Below are 18,012 nucleotides of genomic sequence, written 5' to 3'. Positions count from 1 at the left end.
TACTGAATTCGATGTGGTGGTGAGCTCCAGCGATGCAGCCGGTAACACGGTTAACAGTACCGCGACTTCAACGCACACCGTTATTAGTAGTGGTACGACGGTCGCTTTATCAGAGAACACCATTTTTGATGGAAATGCTGTTGGAGAGGGTACCTTCACCATATCGGGCGAGAGCGATAACCTGAACCTTTCGCTTCAGGGTAAGAATGGACTGACCTCTCAAGGTGAACCTGTTCAGTGGAGCTGGGATGCGTCGTCTGGCACATTGACTGGCCATACTGGAAACATTGACGAGCCTGTCTTGACGATAGAGCTGAATTCACCCACTGGGGGCAGTAATGAATGGTCTTACGAGGTGACTCTACAAGAGGCTCTGGATCACCCTGTTCCTGACGTTGAGGACATTTTGTCAGTACCATTTGAGGTCGTTCTTGACGGTGAAGTCGCTGAAACGATTCAGATTGATGTTACGGATGACTCACCAACAACAGAGACTGTACCGGTAACATCGGTCGAACTTGAAAACATGCCTGATGTATTACTGGGAGAAGTGTCATTTACTGGCAGTGGTTCAGCTCAAGCTTTAGAACGAAGTGGCGTAACGGTAACCGCGAAAGGCTTCGCGAATGATTACAACACTGATCTTGAGGACGATAAAGTGAACCTTTCATCCGACGGTATTGGTGTTGACAGTGGCTATTCTGGGCCTTGGTGGTGGCCTAATCCAGACGAACATGGCCATCCTCTGGAAAACGAAGTGGAATATCGAATGACAGACTCTGGTAAAGGTGTCTCTGAACAATTGATTTTCGACTTAGGTGACAAAGTGGCTTATGGCGCGTCAATTGAGTTTTCTAAAATGTACGGTGGTGAACTTGAAACCGGGGTTGCACGTTTTTATCGTGATGGAGAGCTCATAGCTGAACAACACTTTACCTCTGATGCCACGAGTGGCGACTATGCGGAATACTTTAATGTCCAGGAAGGTGGGTTCGATCAAATTACTATTGAGGCGACCGATAATGGTAATCGCTCAGACAGTGATAACAGTGACTTAACGGTTAAATCGATAACCTTCACCGGCGCAGCCGACGAACAAGCAATAGCAAGCGCCAATGGTCAGATTGACTATGATGCCGGTGCAGATGGTTTAGGAGAACTAGGTTTACTCTCTTTCGACAGCGACCTTTATAACGGTGAAGGTCAACGAATTAATGTTGAGCTGGATGGTGCGAATCGTTTGATTGGTCGTGTTGAGGGGAGTGATGAAATTGCTTTTGAAGTGCTTCTCACCCCTTCGAACGGAAAATGGGAGTTTTATCAGTATCAAACCGTCCAGGAGCCAACAGGCGACGGTGTTGTCGAATTTACGTATCAGGTGGAAGATGGTGATGGTGACACAGCGATAGGCAGCTTTGGCATTGAACCAGCGACAGTTTCTGCCGGCGTGAGTATAGAGAGTGTTTCTGCTGTTACTGAATCGGGTGTTGATGCTATTGATGCGGTTTGGGGAGTATTAATGATGCCGAATTTGGTGTTGCCAGTTTCTCTGTTGATCGATTCAATGAGAGTCAGACTCTGAGAATAAACCCGAACCGTACTAAAAACTTATCCATTACCTCTACAGAGGAAAGTTACGAGGCAGGCTACTTTGAAGTTGGTGATACCTATCAGCTCACGTGGCAAACTAATAATAACAGAGTACACTCAATGCAAGCGACGGTGACACGATCTGATAATACCGACGAGCAAGGAGCTGATACCGATATTGTTGTCTTCAGTGGTCAGGTCAATGGGAACGAAAAAACGCTTGTTATTGACAGCGAAGGGATTTCTAAGCGGGCTTCTTATTTCACGAATGATAAAACAGGCGGTACGGTCGGAGTTCATGAACTTGAAGTCTCTGGTGTTGCGGAGCCGGGATCTGAGGTCGAATTATTGGATACGTCGGGTCAGGTTGTTGGCCGCGTAACGGTAGACGGTTCGGGTCAATGGCAAACCTTGTTAAGTGCTGACACCCTGAACCAGGGAGAGTTGACTGCTAAAGCGACGGATACGCAAGGCAATATCACGACGGATACGACTCAGTACCATGTGGGCACTAAAGGAAATGATAGTCTGATGGGTGATACCACCGGAGATGTTTTTTACGGTGGTGCTGGTAGTGACGAGTTTATTGGTGGTGGGAACAACGACACCTTTATTTGGAAAGGAGATGACGAAGGCACGGTCAACATCCCTGAAGTTGACACAATCCAAGACTTTGCCTTGGGCAACTTTACGACGGATGACGAGGCCGATCGTTTAGACTTGTCTGAATTATTGCAAGGTGAAAGTGTAAGTTCTATTGATAGTTACTTACATGCAGAGGATGATGGCAATGGCAATACGGTTTTGTACATCAACTCTGAGGGTGACCTGAATGGTAGTGACAACGCTAATCAGCTGGTCACGTTGCAGGATGTACAAATGGCTGAAGGACAGTCATCGAGCGACTTTATTCAACAAATGTTGAATGACGGACAGTTACTCATAGACAGTGGCAGCTCAGCATCTACCCATGGTGGTAACGAAGGTGCTTATATTGGCTTGAATCAGGTGGATAAAACCATCGATTCGTAAGCTGATAAGAAGAAATAAGGCCTGCGGTGGAGGTTGCCAAATTCTGGTCAAACCTCCACCGTTTTTTATTGTGGAAGCAGTATTAAGTGTTATAATCCAACGCAAATAAAATGTTATAGACTGTAACGCTTTTGTTAGGAGAGTAAGGTGAAAGTGTCGCTAAAATGGATATTTGGGCCTCTTTTTACGGGACTGTTGTTGTCGAGCGCTCAAGCACAGGAAGCGTCTTCTAGCGATCCGAAAGTGTTAAATGCGGTTATTCAAGCCGTTGAGAGTAATCCCGAAGTACTACAGAAATGGTACGATATGCGTGCTGTGGGCAGCGATGCCGCTCAGGCTCAGGGAGCGTATGGGCCACAACTGGATCTCTCAACGTCCTACAATTACACCAAAAGAGACTACTCATTAAACCAGGAATTCAGTGGGAACCGGGTCAGTTTAAATTATCGTCAATTGTTATTTGATGGGTTTGAAGCGTCGCATTTGGCGGATCAGTTTCACGAGCTGCAGTTGGTTCGTTTTTACGAATTGAAAACGGTAGCGGAGAATATCGGTTTTGCTGCGTTTGAGGCTTACCTGGATGTTGCAAATAATCGTCGTCTTGTTGAATTAGCCCGTGACAATGTGGATAAACACCGCAATGTGTATGAGCAGATTGAAGAAAGCGCCTCTGCGGGGGTTGCCCGAAATGCGGACTTAGAACAGATCAGCGGTCGTCTGGCATTGGCGGAAAATAACCTCGAAACCCAGCGCTCAAATTTGCATGACGTCATCAGTCGTTATTTACGTATTGTTGGTGAGTTGCCGCCTCAGCAGACAGGCAATGTGATTCTATCGGAGCGGTTGCTTCCCGAGAATGTGTCGGGTGCACTAAGGCTGGCAAATCAGTCGAATCCTCAGTTATTGGCCGCGCTACGAAATATCAGAGCGCAGCGTGAAGAGTTAACGGCTAATAAGCGTGTGTATTCGCCAAAGCTGAATTTTGTTGCGAACAAAAGTTACTCTGAACTCGATGACAGCGGTTTTAACAATCCTCAAAATGAAACCCAAATTGGACTGCAATTCAGTATTAACTTGCTGAATGGCGGCCGAGATTATGCTGCGATTCGTCGCACCGTGGAGCAGGTGAGCTCGGCAGAGCAGCAACGAAATCTGGTGTGTCGAAACATCAACCAGACCGTTCAGGTTGAAATGAACCAAATTGACAGTCTTCGTGATCGCATTCCAAAACTGCGTCAGCACAAGTTGTCATCAGGAAAAGTGCGCACGGCGTATAAAGATCAGTTCGATTTGGGGCAACGCTCATTGCTGGATGTACTGGATTCGGAAAATGAATACTTTGAAGCGAGTATTGCTTTAGCTGATGCTGAAACCGACTTAGAACAAGCCAAAGCGAGACTGTTGGCTAGCATGGGCCTGTTGCTCAACTCGTTAAATATTGACTCAAATAAGCTGGATGCGAAAAAACACTTTAACGCATCGGAATTAGACGTTAACTTAGACTTTGCATGTCCTGTGAAAGAAGTGAAAACAGCCTATTATGAGTGATACGCAGTCAAGCAAACGCCCGTTGGCGACTTGCTTGAGTATTATTGCACAGTACCATCAAGTCGCCTTTTCTTTTGATGCTGCCATTGCTGGACTGGCTCAACAGAGCGGCGACTTGACGCCTTCCTCTCTGCCGACATCCGCAAAGCGATTTCAGCTTTCCGCCAAAATTTATGAACGCTCACTGCAGGACCTGAATCACAATCTATTACCTGCGATTTTGCTGTTAAAGGACAACCGCGCTTGTGTTGTCGTCGCTATCGATGAGGATGTGGCTACAATTATCGAGCCTGAGTTAGAGCACGGTGAAACGCAGCTATCTGTCGCTGACTTAGAGCGTCAGTACACCGGATTACTGTTTTATGTGCGCCCGGAATTCAGGGCCGATAAGCGCGCAGAAGATACGATAAAGCGATCACCGGGACATTGGTTTTGGTCTGTTATTAAAGAAAACCGCAACATTTACCGTTCGGTTATTTTTGCCTCGCTCCTGATTAACTTGTTTGCTCTGGCGATGCCGATTTTTGTCATGAATGTGTACGATCGCGTGGTCCCCAACGATGCGTTTTCGTCGTTGTTTGCTCTAACAGCCGGTATTTTCTTGGTGTTGACCATCGAGCTTGTTTTAAAAGTCATGCGCGTGTGGTTTATTGACTTAGCCGCAAACCGCGCGGACGTAAAAATTTCCAGTAATATCATCCGTCGTGCCCTGGGCATGAAAATGAAAGATAAACCGCAGGCGTCGGGCTCTTTTGTTTCAAACATTCAGTCGTTTGAGAGCATACGCGGGTTCATAGGGTCGTTGAGTGTGACAACCCTGGTGGATATTCCGTTTGTGTTATTTTTCTTGGTGATTATTGCCTTAATTAATGTCTATTTAGCCATTCCCGTTGTAATAGCGGGGGTTGTCGTTTTGCTGTATTCCTTTTTCTCGCAGGCAAAGTTAAAAGAGCTATCCGAAGTAGGCATGCAGGCCGGAGCGATGCGCAACGCCAATGTGTATGAGTCGGTCAGCTCGTTAGAAACCATTAAAACCTTTAACGCTCAGCATAAAGTACAAAACCAGTGGGAAAAGAGCACGATTTTTATCAGTCGTAACGCGGCACGTATGCGACTGTTAGCGTCTTCAATTACCAATGCAGCCAGTTATATGCAACAACTGGCGTCTATTAGCGTGATCGTTATCGGTGTATTTTTAATATCTGAACAAATGATCAGCCAGGGCGGACTGATTGCGGCGTATTTATTGAGTGCGCGAGCGTTGGCTCCGGTAAGTCAGGCTGCGGGTTTATTGTCTCAGTTTCATCACAGCTCGACCGCGATGGACTCGCTCGAGGGTATTATGGGGCGCGAAACGGAGCGATACGATGACGCAGAAGCGGTGAGTAAAGCACATATTGAGGGAGACATCGAGTTTAACAATGTGAGCTTTCAGTACCCCGATGTGAACTCCGATATATTGAGCCACGTTAACTTATCCATAAAAGCAGGCGAAAAAGTGGCGGTACTTGGGCGCAATGGCTCGGGGAAAAGTACGTTAGCTCGGTTGATATTGGGCTTGTACCAACCCACGCGAGGGCATGTGCTGCTGGATAATGTTGATATGAACCAGCTGAATCCTAATCTTGTACGCCGCCATATTGCTTATGTTCCACAGGAGCCCAGTCTGCTTTTTGGTACGTTAAAAGACAACCTGCTCTTGGCGGATGCAACCGCTGACAACAATGATTTAATTCGAGTCACCAATGAGGTGGGTCTGGGCGGCTTGGTAAAGCAGCATCCCGATGGTTTCAACATGCAGGTGGGTGAGCGTGGCAGTAATTTATCCGGTGGCCAACGCCAGGCGGTGGCCATTGGTCGCGCTTTGGTGAGTGAGCCATCGGTTTTGTTACTGGATGAGCCGACCGGAATGCTGGATCACGCCAGTGAGGCAAAAATTAAAGCGCATTTAAAACAGGTTACGGCGGACAAAACGCTGCTTATGATCACACACAAAATGACCATGCTCGACTTGGTTGATCGTGTGGTGGTTATGGATAACGGCAAAGTGGTCGCCGATGGACCGAAAGAGACGGTGCTTGAAGCCTTGAAGCAAGGTCGTGTTGGAGGTGGCCAGCGTGACTAAAAGCCAGAAAGATACCGCGGAGCAAAAAGGCTTTAATCGCTTAGGCGCAATTAGCCACAAAACCGACGCAGGAAAGGGTCTGATTGATCGCGTATTCGGTCGCTGGATTAATGTTCCAGGCAATCGTGACTGGGTGGTGGACGCTGAATGGGCAAAAATTCAACAGGATCCTATAAAAACCAATCGTTTGTTGTACACCATTATCGCAGCCATTGTCTTGCTGATCATCTGGGCGGCGTTTGCTGAGATAGCCACGATTGCGCGAGGTGACGGAAAAGTCGTGCCCTCCAGTCAGCTGCAAACGGTGGAAACCTTTGATGGTGGTCTTATCGAACAAATTTATGTCACAGAGGGTCAGCTGGTCCAAAAAGGCGATGTTCTGGTCGAGCTCGATTCCACCCGGTTTTTTTCAGAACTTAATGAAAACCAAGCCCGCATGTGGGCGTTGCAGGCCAATAACGCGCGCTTAAGAGCGCTGGTTGAGGGAAAAGAACCTGAGTTTCCGGACGAGTTACGTGACAACGCGCCTGCTCTGGTGGAAGACAGCATTTCATCGTTTCACAGTAATTTGGAGTCGCTCGAAAGTCGGACCCAGGCGGCCAAATCACGATTGAAACAGAAAAAAGAAGAATTAAACGAGCTTCAGGCGGCACTGCAACAATATCAAGAATCTCTCGATTTAGTGGAACGCGAACTTGCGGTAACGCGCCCATTGAAAAAGTCCGGTGCGGTTTCAGAAGTGGATATTATTCGGCTCGAGCGTGATAAAGCACAGTTTTCGGGGCAAATAAATCAAACCTTAGCATCGATCGAGAACGCGAAAGCGGCCATTGAGGAAGCCGAGAGCCGACTCAAAGAGGTTCGCTTAGAAACGATTAACGAGTGGCGCCGAGAGCTTGCTGAAGTCTCTGCTGATCTCGCGGCGTTTGAAAAGATTCGGTCGCGGTTGTCCGATAAAGTGCAAAAAACCAAACTGCGCTCTCCGGTTGGAGGCATTGTACAGACCCTGCATGTGAATACGGTTGGTGGTGTTGTGACAACGGGGCAACCCGTTGTTGATATTGTACCGGTGGATGATGAATTGATTATTGAAGCGCGTATCTTACCCAAGGATATTGCGTTTATTAAGCAAGGCCAGGAAGCCACGATCAAATTTACGTCGTACGATTTTTCAATCTTTGGTGGTGCGAAAGCAACGGTCCAACACATCAGTGCGGACACGGTGACAGACGACAATGATGTGACGTTTTATGTCGTACGCTTAAAAACCAGTAAATCGGAGTTTTCTGAAGAGCTTCAGATCATTCCGGGCATGGTCACCCAAGTGGATATAAAAACCGGTGAACGAACGGTACTGAGTTACTTATTGAAGCCGCTTTTAAAGGCTCGTTCTGAGGCTTTTACGGAGAGATAGTTGATGGAACATATTTTTCTGACCCTTGGCCTGGAGGGGACTCGTTTTGAGAAACTGTCGGGTCGATTGCACCAGGTTGAGAGTGCGGGTGAGTTAAACACGAGGCTTGAAGGAAAGCATGCTGAAGACGTAACAGTTTGGTTAATGTCTGATCAAGTTGATCGGTCCGCCGTTGCCGCGGATTTATCGTCAAAGCGCTACAAGTTTGTGGTGTTATACCGCACACCAGACGTGAGTGACCTGTTTGCCGCACTCAACTCGGGGGCGAAAGCCTATGCCAGCGTAGCGGCCTCTAGTCGAGTACTGGAGCGCATAACGGATGTGATTCATCAAGGCGGACTGTGGGTTCCGGAGCAGTTTTTAGCAAATTTAACGGGCCTGTTGCATCGAAACTCGGCACCAGTGGCGTCGGACCCTGAAAGCTTTGCTATACTCAGTAAACGTGAGCGACAAGTCTGCGAAAAAGTTCTTTCTGGTCAGACAAACCAGCAAATAGCCGACAGCTTATTTGTGTCTGAGCGCACGGTAAAAGCCCACTTGACCAGTAGTTTTCAAAAGTTGGGAGTGAAAGATCGTTTGCAACTGGTCCTGAAAGTGCAGCGAGAACTCTCTAGCTCTGTTGAGTAATACAATGCCTTATATAAAACGCAACAATGACAACGACATTACCGCCTTCAGTTTGACACAAGAGCCTGGGTTTAATGAGCGCTTAAACAGCGATGATCCGGAGTTGGTTTCCTTTCTTAAAAAGCAGGTTACCGAAAAGGATAGAACGCGGGCGTTAGAAGCATCCGATCAATCCCTGATTCGGGTGTTAGAGGATTTGATTGTGCTGTTGTCGGATAAAGGCGTCATTCAGTTTACAGAGCTTCCGGAAGAAGCTCAGGGTAAGTTGATGCGCAGGCTGTCCATGCGTCGCGCAATCAACGAACTCTCAGATTTAGCCTGGGAAGACGATGAAACAATTAATATCGCCCCCAAGTGATTCATGGTTAATTGGGTTTTGAATACCCATCAAACCCTGCCGCAAACGCACGGCCGATATCGGAAGCGTCCTCCAAATCTTCTGCGTACATAAGCATATCCAACGAGTGGCCTAACTGACAGAGTCTGGCTGGCAGTGAATTGTCGATGTTAGTTGGCTCCGTTGGTATTGACTGGATGATGGAGCTCTCCACTTTTAGGTAGTCCAGACCAAGCGCTTCCATATCGTGCATGTATTCGTAACTGTTAGAGCATCCGGTTAAGCCTATTTTGCACCCCAGACGTTTTATCGAGAAACAAAAATCGGCAAACAGTTTTTGTTGGTTTTTGATTTCAAACTCCGTGATCTCAAACAGTATGTTTGCTGCTTGACCGGATTTCTTAAAACGCTGTATGTCCTTAATCAGTGCCGCCCTCGAGTTGACGGACTTAAGAAAGTCGATGGAGAGCTGAATGGCAACGGCAGCACCTTCGGTAACGCTGTACGCCAGTGCTTGACGGATTGTGAACAACTGAATATCAGAGATAAAGTCCAAACGTTTTGCCCACGGATAAAATTGACCGTAACGCAGTGTACGCCCGTGTGCTTCAAAAAACGGAGCGACTTCTGCATGCAATGTGTTCCCGTTTTGGTCAACCACCGGATTGTAATCCATCTGCAGAGTGCCGTTCTGAAGTGTATCGGTAAAAGCATCCGACCAAGATTGCTTATCGTTAAACAGCAGCTGGTGCGACGCCTGAATGGAACGGTTGATGCGGAGATTATCCTGACCAGGGTGGACTTTTGCATGAGTTATTTGCTCGTCAAGCCGCATCAGCAGTTGTCCTACCGATGTTTTTTCCTGTGTCGTTTCGATGGTTGCGTACCAGGCTGCGCTGTTATCGAGTAGGTCGGTTTGATAATGCGTAATGGTTGATAAGCTGCTTTCAAGGGCGCTTTCAAGTAACCTGGTGTCAGCCGCGTTCTCAATGAGCAAGCCAAAATCAGAAGCGTTCAGGCGAGCGACGATGATTTTGCAGCCTAACTCCAGCTCCAGCTGCGTCGCTTGCTCAGAAATGCGCTGTGCCGTCGATCGTATGTAATCGTCGACGTTTTTACGGCCATAGTTTTTATTCAACTCACTCAATGCATCCAGATGCAGTAAGATCATGTAAGCGGGGACGCCCTCAGTTTTGCGGCTGACATAGGTGTGTAAGCGTTCGAGAATGAACCGGCGATTGTAAAGCTGGGTATCTGTGTCGATATACAAACTGGCTTGTAAACTGCTCAATTTTTGCAGGTCGTTTTGAAACTGTTGGCGCACTTTGTCGGTCATTTTATTCATGGCTTCAACGAGTTTTCTTAAATCACGTGTTTTCGGCAACGTGTCATTCAGAGTGTATTGCCCCTGACTGATCGACTCGGCTTGTTGCACGACCTGATTTAACGGACGGGTGACACTGCGGAGTAACGCTTTTCCGCATAATCCCGCTAGCAGAGCCGTACATAGCGCAATGATCAGCAAGACGATATAGCGTGACCACAGTGCTTCCAGTGCATGGGTGTCCTGACTTTTAACCAGTACCTGTCCAAAGGAGGTCCAGCCGTCCTGAACGAGTGCTTCCCCGGCTGGTGCCTCGAGTTCAATCCAGTTTGCAAACCATTGGGGCACGCTACTGCTCGATGCGCCCTGGAAAGAGCGCTCGACGAGAATGTCGCCATTGTTATCGGTCAGCGTAATGGACTGATAAAATCCGGTATCGAACTGAGCACTGATGATCAGTTCGAGCATCGCGTGGTCTTTCGAGCTGTCACTGAGCGTTTGAGCGAGCATGTTCGCGCTATTGGTATTTTCGGTTGTCAGCTGCTGCTCAATAAAGCGAACGCTTGAGATGCTGGTAATAATAAAGCTTGTGCAAAAACTGATCAGTACAACAGCGACCAGGACGTACCAAAGTTGTCGGTTGAGTGTCATTAATTCTTCCTCCAGAAAATACCTTCTTGCTCGATACGAGACAACACATCTCGCCAGCGGGATAAGCGATCCAGTGGGTTTGATTTTGCTTTTTTACTGGAGCTTCCAGCCCATAAGCCACTGGCATTAAAACTAAAAACAGGAGTGAGATCCGGGCGCTCAGACGCGGGCAGCACCTCTTCGATAAGGCTGTCGATAATGAGAGGTTCTTCGTTGGGGGTATGGTAATACCCGAGCACCATATGCGCTTGTGTGATCGAGCTTTGAGGGCCGCCAATACGAGCTCTGACGTAAATTAAACGCAGTTTAGCATCGTCAATGCCGATGCTTCTGAGCGTGGTGTATTGTGCAATCGCAAAATCTTCGCAATCGCCATACCCCTGGCTGAATGTTTCCGCAACGGATGCCCAGTAGTCTTCGGTCCCGTACAGTTGCTGATCGGTCTGGTAGCTGACGTTGCTGTGAATGAACCGATTCATTTTTTTTATGGCGTGAACCTGTGATGTTTTTGCGTCCGTTACGGGGTTACTTTTCAGTTCATCAATAAGGGTTAACCACTGTTGTGCGGTCTGACTGGCGTCTTGGGTCGAATGCCGGATAACCGATTGATAAAAGGCGTCTTTATCAATAAGCCAGACGTTCCCGGCTCTAAGCCATAACGGAATAAAGAGACAGGAAATGATGACGCAAAAATAGACGAACCGCATCCGGCTATCTTAGCCTTTATGTGAAAGGACGGGAAGAGTTGGGGCGTCATATTTTAGTTGCGAAAAATGAGCGATTAGAGTAAAATCCACCCGCAACATGAATCCAGTCACGGAGTGTTGCACATGCTGCGAATTGCCCAAGAAGCCTTGACCTTTGACGACGTTTTGCTCGTTCCCGGTCATTCCGAAGTTCTCCCCCATACCGCTGATTTACGCACGCGATTAACGCGTGGAATTTCTATGAATATTCCGATGGTTTCGGCCGCCATGGATACGGTTACCGAATCAGCATTGGCAATTGCGCTGGCGCAAGAAGGTGGTATTGGTTTTATCCACAAAAACATGACGCCAGAGCAACAGGCTGCGCACGTCCGTAAAGTCAAAAAATACGAAAGTGGCATGGTTACAGACCCTGTGACTGTCCAACCGACGACAACTATTGGTGAAATTAAACAACTGACTGCCGAGCACGGTTTTCAGGGGTTTCCTGTGGTTGAAAAAAATGGTGACTTAGTCGGCATTGTGACCGGTCGCGACACGCGTTTTGAAGACGACGATGCAAAAGAGATTCGCCATGTCATGACCGGCAAAGATCGCCTGGTGACTGTGCACGAAACGGCACAAAGCGATGAAATATTGCAGCTTATGCACAAGCATCGTATTGAGAAAATTTTAGTTGTGGATGACGCTTTCAAACTGAAGGGCATGATAACCCTGAAAGACTTTGAAAAAGCGGAAAACAAACCGAATGCCTGTAAAGATGAAAAAGGCTCTTTACGTGTTGGTGCTGCGGTTGGCGTTGGTGCTGGCACGGAAGAGCGCATCCAGCTTTTAGTTGAAGCAGGCGTTGATGTACTGCTCATTGATACTTCGCACGGTCATTCACAAGGTGTGTTGGATCGCGTTAAACAAACGCGTAAAGACTACCCCAATTTACAAATTATTGCCGGCAACGTTGCCACAGCAGCGGGCGCTAAGGCGTTAGTTGAAGCTGGCGTCGATGCCGTGAAAGTTGGTATTGGTCCGGGCTCTATTTGTACAACACGTATTGTTACGGGTTGTGGTGTGCCACAAATCAGCGCCATTAGCGACGCGGTTGATGCATTGAAAGGCTCTGGTGTTCCTATTATTGCCGATGGTGGCATTCGCTTCTCTGGCGATATTGCTAAAGCTCTGGCAGCTGGCGCGCACTGCGTTATGGTTGGCAGCATGCTGGCGGGTACTGAAGAATCACCCGGTGAAGTCGAGCTTTACCAGGGGCGCTACTATAAATCGTATCGTGGTATGGGCAGCTTAGGCGCCATGAACCAAAGCAACGGCTCGTCTGACCGCTACTTCCAGAAAAGTAATGAAGCCGACAAGTTGGTACCGGAAGGTATTGAAGGGCGCATTGCGTACAAAGGCCCCATTTCTGCCATTATCCATCAACAAATGGGCGGTCTGCGCTCGGCAATGGGCTTGACCGGTTGCCCAACTATCGAAGACATGCGCACCAAGCCGCAGTTTGTAAAAGTGACTGCTGCTGGCATGGGCGAATCACACGTACACGATGTGCATATTACGAAAGAAGCACCGAACTACCGTAGCTCTTAACAGGATGACGAATGACTAGAGATATCCATGATCACCGAATATTGATTTTAGACTTTGGCTCGCAGTACACACAGCTGATAGCCCGCCGTATTCGTGAAATAGGCGTTTACTGTGAGCTGTGGGCGTGGGATGTTGACGAAGCCGATATTCGGGATTTTAATCCGAAGGGCATTATTCTTTCTGGTGGTCCGGAAAGCGTCGCTGAAGAAGGCTCACCACGCGCGCCGGATTATGTCTTCGAAGCAGGCGTACCGGTATTGGGTGTGTGCTACGGCATGCAAACCATGGCGCATCAATTAGGCGGCTCAGTGCAGTGCTCATTAGAGCGTGAGTTCGGTTACGCGCAAATTGAACTGGTGGAAAAAAGCCCACTGTTTGAAGCCATTGAAGATGCCGTGTCTGAGTCAGGCGCACCTTTACTGGACGTTTGGATGAGTCACGGTGACAAGGTTGAAGCCATTCCTGAAGGCTTCCACACCGTAGCGAAAACGTCTTACTGCCCTTATGCAGCAATGGCGGACGAAGAGCGTCAATTTTACGGGGTTCAGTTTCACCCGGAAGTGACACATACCCGTCAGGGCATGCGTATACTGGAGCATTTTGTCAGCGGTATTTGCGGCTGTGAAAAGCAATGGACACCGGCGAAGATTATTGATGATGCAGTAGAGCGGATTCGTGAACAAGTTGGTACTGACAAAGTTATTCTTGGTTTGTCGGGCGGTGTTGATTCGTCGGTTACGGCAATGTTGCTGCATCGTGCCATTGGCGACCAACTGACCTGTATTTTCGTGGACAACGGTTTGCTGCGCTTAAATGAAGCAGAGCAAGTGATGGAAATGTTTGGTGACCATTATGGCCTGAACATTCTGCCAGTGTGTGCCGAAGACCGTTTCCTGGATGCGTTGGCCGGCGAAAACGACCCGGAGAAGAAGCGTAAAATTATCGGTAATACCTTCATTGAAATTTTTGATGAAGAAGCCGGTAAGCTGACCGAAGTGGATTGGTTAGCGCAGGGAACTATTTACCCTGATGTCATTGAGTCTGCGGGCTCGAAAACGGGTAAAGCGCACGTTATTAAGTCACACCATAACGTGGGCGGCCTGCCTGAAGATATGCGTTTGAAGCTGGTTGAGCCATTGCGCGAGCTGTTTAAAGACGAGGTGCGCAAAATAGGTCTGGAACTTGGCTTGCCATACAACATGCTGTACCGCCATCCGTTCCCTGGACCAGGTTTAGGTGTTCGTGTACTGGGTGAGATTAAGAAAGAGTACTGTGACCTGCTGCGTCGTGCTGACGCTATCTTCATTGAAGAGCTACACAACGCAGACTGGTATCACAAAGTCAGCCAGGCCTTTGCGGTATTCCTGCCGGTGCGTTCTGTGGGCGTTATGGGTGACCAGCGCAAATACGATTGGGTCATTTCATTACGTGCGGTAGAAACTATCGACTTTATGACGGCACGTTGGGCACACCTGCCGTACGAGTTATTGGAGAAAGTCTCTAACCGCATTATTAATGAAGTTAACGGCATCTCCCGTGTGACTTACGACATCTCTGGTAAGCCCCCTGCAACGATTGAGTGGGAATAGCTATTGACTGGCTGTCGCATGAAGCGGCAGCTGAGCCACTCGCTTCGCTTAAGCGTTAAGGCACTTTATGCCAGAGACGCTACAAGTTCATCCATGAACGCTTGCCGAAGGCCATCCGTGGCCTTCGACACTCTGGCATAAAGTGCCTTAACACTCGTAACGCTTGCTAGCGCCTCAACTGCCTTGTGACTTTCCTGCGACAGTGTTACGTCAATATCTGATACCTTCGACACTCTGGCATAAAGCCCTTAACACTCGTAACGCTTGCAAGTGCCTCAACTGCCTTTTGAGCTCTCCCCCGACAGTTCTTCATTACTAGCGAATAAGTTATTTTGACAGTTATTCTTGTCATTTCTGTGTTTTTTACTATTATGACAAATATACTTGTCAAAAAACTATTTGTTATGACTCCACGAAAAGAAATTGGTAAGCAGCTTAAGCAAGAGCGTAAGGCTCAAAAAATGTCACAAACGGAAGCTGCGGAGAAAATTAAAAGTAATCGTCAAACTATTTCAGCAATTGAAAGAGGTGTCTACCTGGGCTCGATTGCGACGTTTGAAAGGTACCTAATGCTCTTTGGCTATTCGCTGGCCATTACGAAAACAAAAATGCCGACGTTTGAAGAGCTTGATGACTTATTCCCGATGGAGGACTGAATAAAATGGCTGATGAATTAGCTCAGTATCCATCGCGTATCAGAGAACTCGAGATATACCTGAACGACCAACTGGCGGGGCGGATGGTTCATGGTGCTCAGTATAGCTTTAGCTACGAAAAAGATGTTTGTCCGGTGTCACTTTCTATGCCCAACCGCCTGGATCCGTATTCGTCAGGAAAGTTACCACCAATTTTTACGATGAATCTGCCGGAAGGTTTTGTGCGTCGATATATTGAGGAGCGATTAAGGCGCTATGCGACTGTAAACGACATGTATCTGTTAGCGTTGCAGGGGGATAACGGAATTGGCGCTATCAATTATTGGAATAATGAGTTGCCGCAAAGACCTCTGGAGAAAACGTCTCTGCAAGATATTTTGTCTTGGGATAATTCAAAAGAGTTGTTATTTCCGCAGCTTCTTGAGCGTTACTATTTGCAAACAGCGATATCTGGAGTTCAACCAAAAGTTGTTGTTCCCTCAGAAAAAGCGACGTTAGTTTATCCGGATTTGATCATTAAAACCTCCGATGAAGAATTTCCTAAACTCACTGCCAATGAGTTTATCTGTATGTCTGCGGCTAAGTTTTGTGGCTTAGAGACACCTGATTTTTGGTTGTCTGATGATAGGCAGAACTTTGTCATGAGACGCTTCGATATTAATGGTGATAAAAAATACGCAGTTGAAGATTTTTGTGTGCTCACCAAAAGAGACTCGACTGACAAATATCGCTCAAGTTATGAGCAAGTTATGAAAGTGGTTAAATTATTTACGCAGAGCACAGAGCAGCTTAGTAAGCTGTATCAGTACATTGTTTTTAATGTTCTGATTGGTAATGGGGATGCTCACCTTAAAAACTTTTCCATTTTTTACGATGTTGCGAATAACAACGATATTCGACTGACGCCTATTTACGATGTGACGCATACAATTATTTATCCGACCATAGATAACGATATGGCGCTTAAGTTGTATGGAAGCAAAGCCTTTCCATCGGCTTATTATTTGAGAAAGTTGGGTGAGGATTTTGGTATAGCGAAACCTCTTGAGCAAGTAGAAGTGATGGCGGATAAGTTATCCGACTTTATTAATGATTTTTCGGACTGGGCTATTTTCCCTGAGCTAAAAGAGTCACTGGAGCACCACCTATCTCGTGTAATGGTATCCCAGCCAACCATTAAAGGCTTCCGGCATCATAAAAGACGAAAATATACCTAACTTAGTTTTACCGAACTTTTACAGTGAGAAGCCTGTTGAAAAGCCTTTTAGGTGCGATAATAGAATTATTGTAACCAAGGAGGTAAGTCATGAAAAAGTTCGTATTATCAACAGCGCTAATTGCAAGTGGTTCGCTATTCTTCTCAGCAGCGAGCAATGCCGATAGTGTTAATTATATTAGCGGTGGTTTTAACGACTTTTACAACTCAGACTTTTATGTAGAAGGTTCAACGAGTATTGCCGACAACTGGGTTGGCGAAGTGCAATTTACCGACATGGGTGACTACTCACTTCGCGCTGGCGCTAAGTATTTTCTGGATATGGGCGCAGACCGCCAGTTCGATACGTTCTTAAAAGGTGGTGTTAGTCATTATGACTTTGGTAACAGCGACGACACCAGTGCTTATGCGGGCATCGGCGCGATGACCAAGCTAAGTCAGCAGACTACTGCAATTGTTGATGCGGGTTATGACTGGGGTTTAGACGGCTTTGCATCGGTTAGCGCACGCTTGCGTTATGCGTTTACTGACCGCTTCTCAGCTGACGCGGGTTTCCGCGGTAACTTCAATAGCATCGATAACGAAGTTCACTTAGGTGTTACTTACAGCTTTTAAGCGTTGATGTAAGCATTGAGAGGTAGGGTAATCGCTTGTGAGCGTAAAGAGTATGAAGCCCCTTATGACGAAGGCCAGGGAAGGCCTTCGTCAAGCCCTCATGGATGAGCTTGTAGCGTCTCCGACATAAGGGGCTTTATGCTCAAGTAAACAAGCGATTATTCTACCTCGAATTTAAAGCACCACCGTATTTTTATGCGGTGGTGTTTTTGTTAGTAGCTCTCGTAGCTGTGCTTCATAACTGGGTTTTAGATGAGTAATCCAAAGCTCTTTGGGCTGCTGCTTTAAACTGGCTAAAGCTTCCTGGAGCAAGCTAGGTGTCATGTGTTTGGTTCTCTGTGCGACGTCCATGAGCTCATTGGGAAAGGCGCATTCCAGCATTAATGTATCAATGTCACCGAGTGCGTTGAGCTGTTGGGTCAAAACGCTGCCGGCAATGGTATCCGCACAAAAGACAAAGTGTTGGCCGCTGTTCTTCACGCTGTAACCGACGGTTGGCACGCTATGCTCCACTTCAAAAGCTTTAATGCTCATGTCATCGATATTCACGCAATGGCCGGGCTGAATTTCTTCAAAACGCAAAATAGCAGTTGGCCCTTCGGTCATGCTGCTGAGCTCTGGCCAAATGTCACCGTTAAAAATGTTGTCACGCAGCTTTGCTAGTGTGTGTGGTAAGGCGTAAACGGTTACAGGTAAGTGCTCACTATCGTATTGATTACTGAGAAACGTGGGGAGTGCGGCAATGTGGTCCATATGTGAATGTGTCAAAAAGACATGACGCACTTGGCGCATTTGCGCCAGGCTCAACCGGTTTAAGCCGGTGCCTGCGTCAATAACGATGTCGGAACGCAGCTGAACGCAGGTGGAACCATTTTTATTGTCGCCGCTCAAACCACCACTGCAACCTAACACTTGAATATTCACAAATGACACCCATCTTGGATTACACTGGGATGAAAGAGTATCATACTTAAAAACAGCCGAGGAG

Annotated in this window: 15 protein-coding genes; 12 read left to right on the top strand and 3 right to left on the bottom strand. The window is 47.3% G+C overall.

What is annotated here, in order from left to right; genetic code table 11:
• The 7 genes from CWI73_RS12520 to CWI73_RS11660 form a co-directional block, all read left to right on the top strand.
• The coding region (locus CWI73_RS12520) for a DUF5801 repeats-in-toxin domain-containing protein (RefSeq protein WP_241968902.1) at positions 1 to 1,582 on the top strand (1,582 nt) is incomplete at its 5' end.
• A gap of 140 nt (positions 1,583 to 1,722) precedes the next feature.
• Positions 1,723 to 2,622 carry a type I secretion C-terminal target domain-containing protein gene (locus CWI73_RS11685; RefSeq protein ID WP_198675198.1) on the top strand — a complete coding sequence of 300 codons (900 nt, stop codon included), beginning with the start codon at positions 1,723 to 1,725 and terminating at the stop codon, positions 2,620 to 2,622.
• Positions 2,623 to 2,769: 147 nt separating this feature from the next.
• Positions 2,770 to 4,170, top strand: coding sequence for a TolC family outer membrane protein (locus CWI73_RS11680; RefSeq protein WP_126752945.1), 1,401 nt, complete (start codon positions 2,770 to 2,772; stop codon positions 4,168 to 4,170).
• Positions 4,163 to 6,295, top strand: a complete 2,133-nt coding sequence (locus CWI73_RS11675; protein WP_126752944.1) for a type I secretion system permease/ATPase — start codon at positions 4,163 to 4,165, stop codon at positions 6,293 to 6,295. The genes CWI73_RS11680 and CWI73_RS11675 overlap by 8 nt, the downstream gene beginning before the upstream one ends.
• Positions 6,288 to 7,709, top strand: a complete 1,422-nt coding sequence (locus CWI73_RS11670; RefSeq protein WP_126752943.1) for an HlyD family type I secretion periplasmic adaptor subunit — start codon at positions 6,288 to 6,290, stop codon at positions 7,707 to 7,709. The genes CWI73_RS11675 and CWI73_RS11670 overlap by 8 nt, the downstream gene beginning before the upstream one ends.
• Positions 7,710 to 7,712: 3 nt before the next feature.
• A complete protein-coding gene (locus CWI73_RS11665; RefSeq protein WP_126752942.1) occupies positions 7,713 to 8,336 on the top strand; it encodes a helix-turn-helix transcriptional regulator in 624 nt (207 codons plus the stop codon).
• Between the two features lie 4 nt (positions 8,337 to 8,340).
• Positions 8,341 to 8,694 (top strand): hypothetical protein, encoded by a 354-nt coding sequence (locus CWI73_RS11660; protein WP_241968901.1) that lies wholly within the window; start codon positions 8,341 to 8,343, stop codon positions 8,692 to 8,694.
• Between the two features lie 7 nt (positions 8,695 to 8,701).
• Here CWI73_RS11660 and CWI73_RS11655 read toward each other — a convergent pair whose 3' ends face one another.
• Entirely contained in the window at positions 8,702 to 10,648 is a 1,947-nt protein-coding gene (locus CWI73_RS11655) for a bifunctional diguanylate cyclase/phosphodiesterase (protein WP_126752941.1), read from the bottom strand.
• Positions 10,648 to 11,355 (bottom strand): transglutaminase-like cysteine peptidase, encoded by a 708-nt coding sequence (locus tag CWI73_RS11650; RefSeq protein ID WP_126752940.1) that lies wholly within the window; start codon positions 11,353 to 11,355, stop codon positions 10,648 to 10,650. Before CWI73_RS11650 ends, CWI73_RS11655 begins: the two co-directional genes overlap by 1 nt.
• 123 nt (positions 11,356 to 11,478) lie before the next feature.
• Between CWI73_RS11650 and guaB the strand changes: the two genes are divergently transcribed.
• The 5 genes from guaB to CWI73_RS11625 all read left to right on the top strand — a co-directional run bounded on the left by guaB (position 11,479) and on the right by CWI73_RS11625 (position 17,024).
• Positions 11,479 to 12,948, top strand: a complete 1,470-nt coding sequence (guaB, locus tag CWI73_RS11645; protein WP_126752939.1) for an IMP dehydrogenase — start codon at positions 11,479 to 11,481, stop codon at positions 12,946 to 12,948.
• Positions 12,949 to 12,959: 11 nt separating this feature from the next.
• Positions 12,960 to 14,537: a glutamine-hydrolyzing GMP synthase gene (gene guaA / locus CWI73_RS11640; protein ID WP_126752938.1), complete on the top strand. Its 1,578-nt coding sequence runs from the start codon at positions 12,960 to 12,962 to the stop codon at positions 14,535 to 14,537.
• 404 nt (positions 14,538 to 14,941) lie between these two features.
• A complete protein-coding gene (locus CWI73_RS11635) occupies positions 14,942 to 15,193 on the top strand; it encodes a helix-turn-helix transcriptional regulator (RefSeq protein ID WP_157980640.1) in 252 nt (83 codons plus the stop codon).
• Positions 15,194 to 15,198: 5 nt separating this feature from the next.
• Entirely contained in the window at positions 15,199 to 16,410 is a 1,212-nt protein-coding gene (locus CWI73_RS11630) for a type II toxin-antitoxin system HipA family toxin (RefSeq protein ID WP_126752936.1), read from the top strand.
• 89 nt (positions 16,411 to 16,499) lie between these two features.
• Positions 16,500 to 17,024, top strand: coding sequence for a hypothetical protein (locus tag CWI73_RS11625; RefSeq protein WP_126752935.1), 525 nt, complete (start codon positions 16,500 to 16,502; stop codon positions 17,022 to 17,024).
• Positions 17,025 to 17,198: 174 nt separating this feature from the next.
• On the opposite strand, the gene CWI73_RS11620 is transcribed toward CWI73_RS11625, so the two are convergent.
• Positions 17,199 to 17,948, bottom strand: a complete 750-nt coding sequence (locus CWI73_RS11620; RefSeq protein WP_126752934.1) for a 3',5'-cyclic-nucleotide phosphodiesterase — start codon at positions 17,946 to 17,948, stop codon at positions 17,199 to 17,201.
• Positions 17,949 to 18,012: the final 64 nt, after the last annotated feature.

Origin of the sequence: Idiomarina piscisalsi (assembly GCF_003987095.1) — a bacterium.
Lineage (GTDB): Bacteria > Pseudomonadota > Gammaproteobacteria > Enterobacterales > Alteromonadaceae > Idiomarina > Idiomarina piscisalsi.
This window is presented reverse-complemented; position numbering and strand designations above follow the sequence as displayed.

Coding starts and splice junctions, on each gene's coding strand:
- CWI73_RS11675 (WP_126752944.1), top strand. CDS start 4,163: ATGAGTGATACGCAGTCAAGCAAACGCCCGTTGGCGACTTGCTTGAGT.
- CWI73_RS11665 (WP_126752942.1), top strand. CDS start 7,713: ATGGAACATATTTTTCTGACCCTTGGCCTGGAGGGGACTCGTTTTGAG.
- CWI73_RS11660 (WP_241968901.1), top strand. CDS start 8,341: ATGCCTTATATAAAACGCAACAATGACAACGACATTACCGCCTTCAGT.
- CWI73_RS11655 (WP_126752941.1), bottom strand. CDS start 10,648: ATGACACTCAACCGACAACTTTGGTACGTCCTGGTCGCTGTTGTACTG.
- CWI73_RS11650 (WP_126752940.1), bottom strand. CDS start 11,355: ATGCGGTTCGTCTATTTTTGCGTCATCATTTCCTGTCTCTTTATTCCG.
- guaB (WP_126752939.1), top strand. CDS start 11,479: ATGCTGCGAATTGCCCAAGAAGCCTTGACCTTTGACGACGTTTTGCTC.
- guaA (WP_126752938.1), top strand. CDS start 12,960: ATGACTAGAGATATCCATGATCACCGAATATTGATTTTAGACTTTGGC.
- CWI73_RS11635 (WP_157980640.1), top strand. CDS start 14,942: ATGACTCCACGAAAAGAAATTGGTAAGCAGCTTAAGCAAGAGCGTAAG.
- CWI73_RS11630 (WP_126752936.1), top strand. CDS start 15,199: ATGGCTGATGAATTAGCTCAGTATCCATCGCGTATCAGAGAACTCGAG.
- CWI73_RS11625 (WP_126752935.1), top strand. CDS start 16,500: ATGAAAAAGTTCGTATTATCAACAGCGCTAATTGCAAGTGGTTCGCTA.